Consider the following 12046-nt stretch of genomic DNA (forward strand, 5'->3'; position numbering starts at 1 on the left):
TGAAAACTACATCTATGTCAATGTCTACAGCGAAGGCTAAGACCTTCCGCTCTAATATGATCACCTACGGTATGGTGATTCTCGCGTATATCATCGTCGAGATCTTCCTGAATGCCGGACAGGTCAGCTCCCTTATCAAGGGACTGCTCGTTCCGCTCACGATCTACAGCATCATGGCGGTGAGCCTGAACCTCGTGGTCGGTATCTCCGGTGAGCTGTCGCTCGGCCATGCCGGCTTCATGTGCGTCGGTGCCTTCGCCTCCGCGACCTGGACGATGCTGATGAAGAGCAGTGCGATGCCACCGCTTCTTCGTTTCATCATCGCGATTCTGATCGGTGCAGCGGCTGCGGCTGTCTTCGGTTTCCTGATCGGTATCCCGGTCCTTCGTTTGAAGGGCGACTACCTCGCGATTGTCACCCTCGCGTTCAGTGAGATCATCAAGAACATCATCAACGCACTGTACTTCGGTATCGACGATCACGGCGCGCACTTCTCGCTGAAGGATTCGCTTTCTCTCGGTATGGATGGCGGCACCGTCATCATCAAGGGTGCGCAGGGCATCACCGGTACCCCGAAGCAGGCGACCTTCACGATCGGCGTGATCCTTCTGCTGGTCGCACTTTTCGTGGTACTCAACCTCATCAACTCGAGAACCGGACGTGCCATCATGGCCATCCGTGATAATCGTATCGCCGCCGAGTCGATCGGGCTCAATGTTACCCGCTATAAGCTGATGGCCTTCACCATCTCTGCAGCGATCGCGGGTGCAGCCGGCGTACTGTATGCACACAACCTGAGCTCGCTCCAGGCGCTGCCGAAGAACTTCGGCTACAACCAGTCCATCATGATCCTCGTTTTCGTCGTCATGGGTGGCATCGGTAATGTCCGTGGCTCCGTCATCGCGGCGGTCATCCTGACGCTCCTGCCAGAGGTTCTGCGCGGACTCAACGACTATCGTATGCTCATGTATGCGATCGTCCTGATTCTCATGATGCTGTTTACCTCGGCACCATCCCTGATCGCGCTTCGCCAGCAGATCATGGCCCGTTTCAGTAAGAAGAGTGACGAAGGAAAGGAGACGACGTAAGCATGGCTATGTTAGACATTGAAGCACTGGGCATCTCCTTCGGTGGTCTGAAGGCAGTTGATAATTTCCATGTGCAGATCGAAAAGAATGAGCTTTACGGTCTGATCGGCCCGAACGGTGCCGGAAAGACGACCGTATTTAACCTTCTGACCGGTGTATATAAGCCGACCAGTGGTCAGATCCTTCTCGACGGAGACAACATCACGGGTCTCAGCTGTGAGGAGATCAACAAGAAGGGCATCGCACGTACCTTCCAGAACATCCGTCTCTTCCACAACATGTCCGTGCTGGACAATGTAAAGGCCGGACTGCATAACCATTACACCTATTCTACGCTGGACGGTATTCTGAGAACACCGAAGTACCGTAAGCTTGAGAAGGAGATGGATGCGAAGGCACTGGAGATTCTCAAGGTATTCGACCTTCAGGACTTTGTGGACTATAAGGCCTCCAACCTCCCGTATGGTCAGCAGCGTAAGCTCGAGATCGCCCGCGCGCTCGCAACCGAGCCGAAGCTCCTCCTGCTGGATGAGCCGGCTGCCGGTATGAACCCGAGTGAGACCGAGGAGCTGATGCGTACCATCCGTCTCGTACGGGATGAGTTCGATATGACGATCCTTCTGATCGAGCATGATATGAAGCTGGTATCCGGTATCTGTGACCGTCTGACCGTCCTCAATTTCGGTCAGGTACTGAAGCAGGGTAAGACCGCCGATGTACTGCATGATCCGGAAGTCATCAAGGCATATCTCGGAGATTAAGGAGGAGAAGACATGAGTACGATTTTAGATGTACAGGATCTCAACGTATACTACGGAGTGATCCATGCATTAAAGGGCATTTCCTTCCATGTAGATAAGGGCGAGATCGTCACCCTGATCGGTGCCAATGGTGCCGGCAAGACGACGACGCTGCAGACCATCACGGGGCTGATTCCGGCGCGTTCCGGTCATGTATTCTATAACGGGAAGGAAATCACGCATACACCGGGCCATAAGATGGTCGGTGCGGGACTCGCCCATGTACCGGAGGGCCGGCGTGTATTTGCACAGCTTTCGGTCTATCAGAACCTGATGCTCGGTGCCTATACCCGGAAGGATAAGGATGGCATCGCAGAGTCGCTCGAGACGGTCTATAAGCATTTCCCGAGACTGGAGGAGCGTAAGAATCAGGTCGCAGGAACGCTTTCCGGTGGTGAGCAGCAGATGCTCGCGATGGGGCGTGCGCTGATGAGTAATCCGGAGATGATCGTCATGGATGAGCCGTCCATGGGTCTGTCCCCGATTTATGTAAACGAGATCTTCAACATCATCGAGAAGATTCACGAGACCGGTGTGACGGTGCTTCTCGTCGAGCAGAATGCGAATAAGGCACTCGCGATCGCGGATCGTGCGTATGTGCTGGAGACCGGTAAAATCACGATCGAGGGTCGGGCGCAGGATCTTGCGAATGATCCGAAGGTCAAGGCGGCCTACCTGTCAGAATAAGCAATATCGCGGCGGGCCGACTCCAGAGGCTGTTGGTCTCCGGCGGTAAAATCTAAAATATGACCCCTAAGAAACACTAGGCTCCTTCCAATCAACGAGTTTTCTTTATGAAAACTCGTCGTTGGAAGGAGTGCTAAGGAAAATGTACCAAGTGTTTCTAAGGGGTCATATTTTGATTTTACACGTCCTCGACCAGCACCTCTGGAGCCGGTCCGCCGCGATGATCCGCTTCAGAATTCATACATCTGATTGAATCTGCGCATAGAAAAGAAATATTCACTCTGCTATAATGAAAACAGCGAAATTAATTTTCATTTGAGAGAGGGAGGCCTGTATGAAGCTTCATTTTATAGGTGCGGATCATGAGGTGACGGGGTCGCTGCATTATGTAGAGGCAGCGGGGCTCAGGATTCTGGTGGACTGTGGTATGGAGCAGGGGCGAAATTACTATGAGAATGCGCCGCTGCCGATCAAGTATTCGGAGGTCGACTACATCCTTCTGACGCATGCGCATATCGATCATGCGGGGATGATCCCGATGGCCTATAAGAAGGGCTTCAACGGGACGGTGCTGACGACGAAGGCGACGCAGGCACTGTCGGAGATCATGCTGCGGGACTCAGCGCATATCCAGATGCAGGAGTGTGAGTGGAAGAACCGGAAGGGACGTCGTGCGGGTCTGCCGGAGGTGGAGCCGATCTATGATCTTACGGATGCGGCGAATGTGCTGCAGCACTTCCGCGGGGTGAACTATCATGAGATGATCGAGCTCGGGGATGGCGTTCGTGTACGTTTCATCGATGCGGGTCATCTGCTCGGTTCTGCATCCATCGAGATGTGGCTGACGGAAGAGGGCGTTACGAAGAAGCTCGTGTTCTCCGGTGATATCGGAAACTTTGATAAGCCGCTGATTCGGGATCCGGAGTACATCAAGGAGGCGGATTATGTGCTGATGGAGTCGACCTATGGATCCCGCTTCCATGATACGACGGTCAACCATCTGCAGGATCTCCTGAACATCACGCAGCGGACCCTCGATCGGGGCGGCAATGTCGTGATGCCGGCGTTTGCGGTGGGCCGTACGCAGGAGCTGCTGTATCTTTTCCGCCAGATCAAGCAGGAGCATCTCATCGTCGGGCATGACAACTTCCCGGTCTATGTCGACAGTCCACTGGCGGTCGATGCGACGCATGTCTTCTCGCAGAATCTCGATGAGTGCTACGATGATGAGACGCGTGCCATCGTTGATAAAGGTATCAACCCGATTTCCTTCCGGGGACTTAACCTCGCCATCACGCTCGAGGAGTCGAAGGCCATCAACTTCGATGAGACCCCGAAGGTGATCATCTCGGCCTCCGGCATGTGTGATGCCGGTCGTATCCGCCATCATATCAAGTACAATCTCTGGCGTCCGGAGTCGACCATCGTCTTCGCCGGCTATCAGGCGGAGGGAACGCTGGGACGGGCACTGATAGATGGTGCTGATCACGTGAAGCTCTTCGGTGAGGAGGTGGCGGTAAAGGCGGAGATCGCGCAGATGGCCGATATGTCGAGCCATGCGGATCAGTTCGGCCTCATGAACTGGATCCGTGCCTACGAGCAGGCGCCGGACCGTGTCTTCCTCGTGCATGGCAGTGATGACGGCATGGAGGTACTCTCGAAGCTGATCGAGGACGAGCTCCACTACACGGTGAACTGTCCGTACTCCGGTTCGGTTTTCAACCTCCTGAAGAATGAGTGGGAGACCGTGGCAGAGCCGAAGAAGATCGAGAAGCCGACGTATGTACTGGTGGAGGATGGCTCCTCGAAGCGGAAGAAGACGAGCGATGCCGCCTACGATCGCCTGCTGGCCGCCTACACGAAGCTGTTGGCCGCCGTCAAGGCAAACTATGGTGGTGCCAATAAGGACCTCGCACGCTTTACAAACCAGCTGCTCAGCCTGTATGATAAGTGGATACGATGATGACCGGTTCCCTCCGCCTGTGATTCCTGCAGGTGGAGGGATATACGTATGGGTCGAAGGCATTGGCCGGGTCAGAAAGAAAGGACGTAAAGCTCCATACGGGGAGCTTCTGATATACAGATGAGAAAACATGTTTCAAGCCGAATGCTCCGGGGGATTGCACTTCTGGTACTGATCCTTGCGGCGATCACCCTGGGGATTCGGATCTATCTTGATCAGGCGCTGATCCGCCATGCGTCGATGGTGACGACGGAAGCTGCTCCCTCCGAAACGAGGGAGCAGCTGATCGTTGCAGAGACGACGCCGGTGCAGGAAAGTGAGGCAGCGGAAGCGTCTGTCGACCAGATCGCGCAGTTCGAGTCTGCCTTCGCCGAGATCCGGGCACTCGAGGACATCGCCGCCGTCGAACAGCAGGGGAGTGCGCTGAAGGAGGACTATACGACGATCGCGAAGCTCTGGAACCGGGAGCTCGAGGCGCTCGGCCGTGCCATCACCGCGAACATGACAGAGAGCGAAAAGGACGCCTACATCGCCTCGGCGAGCGCGTTTCTGATCTCGCGGAACCACGAGTGCATGAAAGAGCTCGACCAGGATAAGCTCAGCGTGATGGAGAACATCGATTACCTGAGCCGTGAGATCGCCCTCACACGCGAACGCTGCTACGACCTCCTGAAGGATTACCGCTCCTATCTTGCAAGTTTCTGAGCGCTGTGCTATATTTTACGAGTTAATGTCTAAGATGCCCGTAAAGGGCTTATATATGAAACAAAGCAAGGAGAGAACGAGAATGCAGTACAGAGGCGTAAATGAGCTGCGTGAGCTGTTCCTGAGCTACTTCGAGGAGAAGGGATGCTTACGGATCAACAGTTTTTCACTGGTTCCGCATAATGACAATTCACTGCTCATTATCAATTCCGGTATGGCACCGATGAAGCCATGGTTTACAGGACAGGAGATTCCGCCGAGACGCAGAGTCACCACCTGCCAGAAGTGCATCCGTACCGGTGACCTAGAGAATGTTGGTAAGACAGCCCGCCACGGTACCTTCTTTGAGATGCTCGGAAACTTCTCTTTCGGTGATTACTTCAAGAAGGAAGCGATTCCATGGGCATGGGAGTTTCTGACCGAGCGTGTCGGCCTGGATCCGGACCGTCTGTATCCGTCTGTCTATGTAGACGATCAGGAGGCGTATGACATCTGGAAGAATGTGATGCATATCCCGGAGGACCACATCTACAAGTTCGGCAAGGAAGACAACTTCTGGGAGCACGGCTCCGGACCTTGCGGACCATGTACCGAGATCTACTATGATCGTGGTGAGAAGTACGGAAACGGCCCGGAGGACGTTATGGGCGGCGAGGGCGACCGTTACATGGAAGTCTGGAACGTCGTATTCTCTCAGTTTAACAATGATGGTAAGGGAAACTACAGTGACCTCGCGCAGAAGAACATCGATACCGGTATGGGTCTCGAGCGTCTCGCCGTCGCTGTTCAGGATGTAGGATCCATCTTCGACGTCGATACGCTGAAGGATCTTCGTGATCTCATCTGCGAGCTCGCCGGTGGCGTCAAGTATGAGGCACCGGGCTGCGAGGAGAGCGACGTATCGGTACGTATCGTGACCGATCACTCCCGTGCGATGACCTTCATGATCTCCGATGGTATCATGCCGTCCAACAACGGCCGTGGCTATGTACTCCGTCGTATCATCCGTCGTGCCGTACGTCATGGACGTAAGCTCGGCATCGGTGGCTCCTTCCTGCCGACGCTGGCAAGCCGTGTCATCGAGACCTCGAAGGACGGTTATCCTGAGCTTGAAGAGAAGAAGGACTTCATCCTGAGCGTTATCAAGGCGGAGGAAGAGAAGTTCGAGAAGACCTACGAGCAGGGCATGGCGATCCTCGAGGAGATGGAGGCGAAGCTCGCCGCAAGCGGTGCGCATGAGCTTTCCGGCGAGGATGCGTTCAAGCTTTATGATACCTATGGCTTCCCGCTCGATAATACGAAGGAGATCCTCGAGGAGAAGGGCTTCACCGTTGATGAGGCGGCCTTCCAGGAGGCGATGGACAGCCAGAAGAAGCAGGCACGTAACGATCGTCTCGCTTCCGGTAAGATGGCAGATTACAGCGGCCACGCAGCGACCGTATATGATGAGCTCGATCCGGCAATCGCAAGCAGCTTCGTCGGCTACGACAAGCTTGAGGCGGATTCGAAGATCGTGGCGATGGTTTCCCTCGCAGCAGGCGATGCCGATGCAGAGGATGCCGTCGTAGAGGCACTTTCCGATGGCGAGCATGGCGCGATCATCACGGCGGAGACCCCGTTCTACGGCACCATGGGTGGCCAGGTCGGTGATACCGGTGTGATCGAGCTCGGCAGCGAGGCCGCGTTCGAGGTGACATCCACGGAGCATGTCGGCGGCAACAAGATCGCCCACATCGGTGTGATGCGCAAGGGTATGCTGAAGCTCGGCGATACCGTGACCCTGAAGGTCGACGAGAAGAATCACATGGCGACCTGCCGTAACCACAGCGCGACCCACCTTCTTCAGAAGGCACTGCGTGAGGTACTCGGTACCCATGTTGAGCAGGCCGGCTCCTTCCAGGATGCAGGCAGAACCCGTTTCGACTTCTCACACTTCCAGGCGATGACGAGAGAAGAGCTTCAGAAGGTCGAGGACATGGTGAACGAGAAGATCCAGGAGGGTCTCGAGGTTCGTACCGATGTCATGACCCTCGAGGAGGCGAAGAAGTCCGGTGCGATGGCGCTCTTCGGCGAGAAGTACGGTGCAGAGGTGCGTGTCGTTCGCATGGGCGATTTCTCAACCGAGCTCTGCGGTGGTACCCATGTGAAGAACACCCTGCAGATCGGTCAGTTCAAGATCCTGTCCGAGACCGGTGTTGCAGCCGGTGTGCGTCGTATCGAGGCACTGACCGGGGACAATGTTCGTAAGTACTACGAGAATCTCGAGCATGAGATGATCGCGGCCGCTGAGCTCGTGAAGGCGACGCCGGCGACCCTGAAGGAACACATCCAGTCCCTTCAGAAGGAAGTGAAGGAGCTTCGCAGCGAGAATGAGGCCCTGAAGAGCAAGGAGGCGCAGAACGCACTCGGAAACGTCATGGATTCCGTGGTCGAGATCAAGGGCGTGAAGTTCCTCGGTGCACACGTATCCGGCGTGGATATGAACGAGCTTCGTAATCTCGGCGATGATCTGAAGACAAAGCTCGGTGAGGGCGTGATCCTCCTGATCTCCGACAAGGACGGCAAGGTGTCCATGGTTGCCATGGCGACCGATGGCGCTGTGAAGAGCGGTGCCCATGCCGGTAACCTCATCAAGCAGATCGCACCGATCGTCGGAGGCGGCGGTGGCGGACGTCCGAACATGGCACAGGCCGGTGGTAAGGATGCTGCAAAGATCGATGAGGCGATCGCAGCCGCTTCTGCAGCTGTCGAGGCGCAGATCAAGTGATGATTTGAGCTGATTTGTCACGAAAATCTGAAGAATTTCCTTGACGAAGCGATTTTATGTGCTATACTACATATTAAGTTTGCACCCGAAGGGAGGTTTGGGTTTCAGCATGTCAAATGTTATCGTAAAAGAGAACGAGTCTCTGGACAGCGCACTGCGTAGATTCAAGAGAAACTGCGCGAAGGCAGGCATCCAGCAGGAGATTCGCAAGAGAGAGCATTACGAGAAGCCATCTGTAAGACGCAAGAAGAAGTCTGAGGCGGCCAGAAAGCGTAAGTTCAACTAATTATAGATGATTCTTAATAGATGATTCATGTAGCCCTGATTCAGTGATGAATTAGGGCTATCTTTTTTGGTATTTTTATTTTATTATTCGGGATAGGGTCACGCTGGCGCAGAGACACGCCGTCCGCGGCGTGTAGCCCGAAGTGTGATTATAGTCCACGAAAGACCGTCGAAGGGCGGCGAGGAGGAAGCCATTGGCAAGCGTAGAAACAATTTTTGATATCCCGATGGAGCACGAGCAGAATGTTCTCGGGCTTCTCGACAGCAACCTGAAGAAAATCGAGCGTAGCTTTCATGTCACGATCATCGATCGGAACGGCGTTCTGAAAATCATCGGTGAGGAGAGGGATACCGAAAAGGCGAGAGCCGTGCTGAAGAATCTTCTCGAGCTCAGCCAGCGCGGGAACGACCTGACGGAGCAAAACGTAGATTATGCGATCTCCCTCAGCTTCTCCGAGAAGAGCTCGGGCAGCGACATGGTAGAGATCGACAAGGACATCCTCGCACGCACCGCACTGGGCAAGCCGGTCAAGCCGAAGACCCTCGGTCAGAAGGACTACGTGGATGCGATCCGTGAGAACATGATCACCTTCGGCATCGGTCCGGCGGGTACCGGTAAGACCTACCTCGGCATGGCGATGGCCATCACGGCCTTCCGTCAGCAGGAGGTGCAGCGCATCATCCTGACCCGTCCGGCGATCGAGGCCGGTGAGAAGCTCGGCTTCCTGCCGGGTGATCTCCAGTCGAAGGTGGATCCGTACATGCGTCCGGTCTACGACGCGCTCTACAGTATCATGGGTGCCGAGCAGTACCAGGCGAACGCCGAGAAGGGACTCATCGAGGTCGCACCACTCGCCTATATGCGTGGACGTACGCTGGACAATGCCTACATCATCCTCGATGAGGCACAGAATACGACACCGGCGCAGATGAAGATGTTCCTTACCCGTATCGGCTTCGGCTCGAAGGTCATCGTCACGGGTGACCTCACGCAGAAGGACCTCGAGGAGGGCAAGAAGTCCGGTCTCGAGGACGCGATGCGCGTCCTCCGTGGCGTGGAGGGCATCTCCTTCATTGAGCTAACCAGCGCAGACGTCGTCCGTCACCCGCTGGTACAGCGCATCGTCAACGCCTACGAGAAGGACGAGGCGAAGCGTGCGCGTCGCGCGCAGGCGATGCAGAGTCCGCGAAGCTACGGCGAGCATCGAAACGAAAACCGCCATCGCAGCGAGTAAGGGCGGGTACATAAGGTCTGCATTGGCCGAACGGTGTGCGGGCGGGTGCACAAGATCTGCATTGGTCGAACGGCGCACGGGCAGGTGCATAAGATGTGCATTGGCCGAATATAGAAGAGCTCTCGAACTGGTCAGGCGGGAGAGGAAGGAAGCTATGACGATTAATATCGATTTTGATACAGAGAAGAAGCTGGATCTCGATTTCGAGGCGATCATCCGGGACATCATCGCGGCGGCGATCGAGTATGAGCACTGTCCGTATGAGTGTGAGCTCAGCGTGATGATCACGGACGACGACGGGATCCACGAGCTGAACCGCGAGACCCGCGGGATCGACCGGACGACGGATGTGCTGTCCTATCCGATGGTCGACTGGGCGCGCCCGGCCGATTTCGACGCGATCGACGAGGACGATGACGATATCTTCAATCCCGACAGTGGAGAGCTGCTGCTCGGGGATATCGTGCTGAATCAGGACCGCATCGCGTCGCAGGCAGTAGAGTATGGTCATCCGGAGCGTCGGGAGCTGGCCTTTCTCGTGGCCCACAGCATGCTGCACCTCTTCGGCTATGACCACATGGAGGACGAGGAGCGCATCGAGATGGAGCGTCGCCAGAAGGAGATTCTGGAAGGAAGGGGCTACTTCAGATGAATGAACGACCATCCAGACGTCCATCGACGCGTCGGCAGGTGAACCCGCAGAGCGTGCGCGTGCAGCGGACCGCCGGTGAGCAGCAGCGGCAGAACCGCCGGAACAACTTCATCGTGCAGGGCTCCCTCCTCGCCATCGCGAGCATCATCGTGCGCATCATCGGTATGGTGTACCGGGTGCCGCTCACGGCAATCATCGGCGATGAAGGAAACGGCTACTACACCAGTGCCTTCAGTATCTATACACTCCTGCTGATCCTCAGCAGCTTTTCCATGCCGACCGCGGTGTCGAAGATCGTATCGGCGAACCTCGTGAACCGGCAGTACCGAAATACCGCTCGCGTGCTTCGTGCCGCCTTTTTCTACGCGACGATCGCCGGTGCCGCGATGTGCGGTGCCCTCTGGTTCGGTGCAGATGCCATCGCCGAGGTCTTCCTGAAGAAGCCGTTCTGCTCCTTCGCGCTGCGTGCGCTGGCGCCGACGGTCTGGCTCATGGCCTACCTCGGTATCCTGCGCGGCTACTTCCAGGGCAGCGGCAACATGGTGCCGACGGCGATCTCTCAGATTCTCGAGCAGATCGTCAATGCTGCCATCTCGGTGCTCGCCGCGAGCATCCTGTTTCACCGCGGAGAGACGGCGAACGTCCTCTACCAGAGTGAGGAGTACAGCTATGCCTTCGGTGCCGCGGGTGGTGCGATCGGTACCGGTGCGGGTGCGCTGACGGCGCTGCTGTTTTTCGTGATCCTCTTCCTCAGCCAGGTGCCGGCGATGCGCCGGGATATGCGCGAGGATACGAGTGAGGTCGACAGCTATGCCTCCATCGGCTTCCTGCTGCTCGGCACGATGCTCCCGATCCTCATTTCCTCGACGGTCTACAACATTTCCTCCGTCATGGACGACGCCATCTTCGGAAACGTGATGGCGAAGCTCGGCCACGGCGACGAGATCGTCACGCAGTGGGGCATCTTCGGCGAGTACCACATCCTCTTTAATATTCCAGTGGCCCTGGCCAATGCTCTGTCATCGTCACTGATCCCGAGTCTGACGCGGGCGGTCGCGGAGCATAACCGGCGCGATACGGTGACCCGTGTGCGCTACAGTATCCGCTTCACGATGCTGATCGCGATTCCGTCGACGGTGGGGCTCTGCGCGCTGGCGGATCCGATCTGTCGCATGCTGTTCCCTGGAAAGCATGTCGCGATGCTCATCATGCTGACACGGATCGGTTCGCTGGCCGTCGCGTTCTACAGTCTCAGTACCATCAGTAATGCGATCCTGCAGGGACTCGGACACCTGAATGTGCCGCTGGTGAATGCGCTGATTTCCCTCGTGTTCCACGTGGTCTGCCTGCTGCTTCTCCTGATGACGGGCATGGGCGTATATGCGGTCGTGATCTCAAACATCCTCTTTGCGTTCATGATGTGCTTCCTGAACCAGCTGGCGATCCGGAAGCACGTGCGTTTCCGCCAGGGTGTGGCGAAGACCTATGTGATGCCGGCCATCGCGAGTGTGGTGATGGGCATCGTGGCCTTCGCAATTTCAACCGGGGTGCGGATCGTGCTGCCGGAGGCAGAGAAGTACTCGCGGATCGGCTCGGTGCTGATGGTGGTGCCGGCGGTGATCGTGGCGATCGTGCTGTACTTCGGTATGTTACTGGCGATGCATGCGTTTACGCGTGAGGATCTGGATCATATGCCGATGGGTGGACGGCTGAAGCGCTTTGTTTCGTAATTTAACAGGCCCCGGTGGGCAGCCTGTAGAAACACAGTACTTCGAGGCCGGAAAAATCACATTATTAAGGCCCCCTGTGGGCTGGCTGCAGAAGCACAGTACTGCGAGCTCGGAAAACTCTAAGTCGAGCTCCC

The 12046-nt window shown here is 56.2% G+C and carries 10 protein-coding genes; all 10 read left to right on the top strand.

Annotated elements, in window-relative coordinates; genetic code table 11:
• Positions 1-20 precede the first annotated feature (20 nt).
• The 10 genes from ACTNC3_RS07555 (at position 21) to ACTNC3_RS07600 (ending at position 11912) form a co-directional block, all read left to right on the top strand.
• Positions 21-1088 carry a branched-chain amino acid ABC transporter permease gene (locus ACTNC3_RS07555; protein ID WP_410043924.1) on the top strand — a complete coding sequence of 356 codons (1068 nt, stop codon included), beginning with the start codon at positions 21-23 and terminating at the stop codon, positions 1086-1088.
• 2 nt (positions 1089-1090) lie between these two features.
• Positions 1091-1849 carry an ABC transporter ATP-binding protein gene (locus ACTNC3_RS07560; protein ID WP_441227005.1) on the top strand — a complete coding sequence of 253 codons (759 nt, stop codon included), beginning with the start codon at positions 1091-1093 and terminating at the stop codon, positions 1847-1849.
• Between the two features lie 12 nt (positions 1850-1861).
• On the top strand, positions 1862-2575 hold the full coding sequence (locus ACTNC3_RS07565; protein WP_441227006.1) for an ABC transporter ATP-binding protein: 714 nt from the start codon (positions 1862-1864) through the stop codon (positions 2573-2575).
• Between the two features lie 334 nt (positions 2576-2909).
• Positions 2910-4538, top strand: coding sequence for an MBL fold metallo-hydrolase RNA specificity domain-containing protein (locus ACTNC3_RS07570; RefSeq protein ID WP_441227007.1), 1629 nt, complete (start codon positions 2910-2912; stop codon positions 4536-4538).
• A 120-nt stretch (positions 4539-4658) separates the two neighbouring features.
• Complete coding sequence (locus ACTNC3_RS07575) at positions 4659-5243, top strand: hypothetical protein (RefSeq protein WP_410043920.1); 585 nt, start codon at positions 4659-4661, stop codon at positions 5241-5243.
• Positions 5244-5325: 82 nt separating this feature from the next.
• Positions 5326-8010, top strand: a complete 2685-nt coding sequence (alaS, locus tag ACTNC3_RS07580) for an alanine--tRNA ligase (protein ID WP_410043919.1) — start codon at positions 5326-5328, stop codon at positions 8008-8010.
• A 109-nt stretch (positions 8011-8119) separates the two neighbouring features.
• Entirely contained in the window at positions 8120-8296 is a 177-nt protein-coding gene (gene rpsU / locus ACTNC3_RS07585) for a 30S ribosomal protein S21 (protein WP_005539624.1), read from the top strand.
• A gap of 193 nt (positions 8297-8489) precedes the next feature.
• A complete protein-coding gene (locus tag ACTNC3_RS07590; protein WP_441227008.1) occupies positions 8490-9530 on the top strand; it encodes a PhoH family protein in 1041 nt (346 codons plus the stop codon).
• A gap of 154 nt (positions 9531-9684) precedes the next feature.
• Positions 9685-10182 (top strand): rRNA maturation RNase YbeY, encoded by a 498-nt coding sequence (gene ybeY / locus ACTNC3_RS07595; RefSeq protein ID WP_441227009.1) that lies wholly within the window; start codon positions 9685-9687, stop codon positions 10180-10182.
• Entirely contained in the window at positions 10179-11912 is a 1734-nt protein-coding gene (locus tag ACTNC3_RS07600; RefSeq protein ID WP_441227010.1) for a putative polysaccharide biosynthesis protein, read from the top strand. The genes ybeY and ACTNC3_RS07600 overlap by 4 nt, the downstream gene beginning before the upstream one ends.
• The last annotated feature ends 134 nt before the right edge of the window (positions 11913-12046 follow it).

Origin of the sequence: Oribacterium sp. HCP3S3_B9 (assembly GCF_052064255.1) — a bacterium.
Classification (GTDB): Bacteria; Bacillota; Clostridia; order Lachnospirales; family Lachnospiraceae; genus Oribacterium.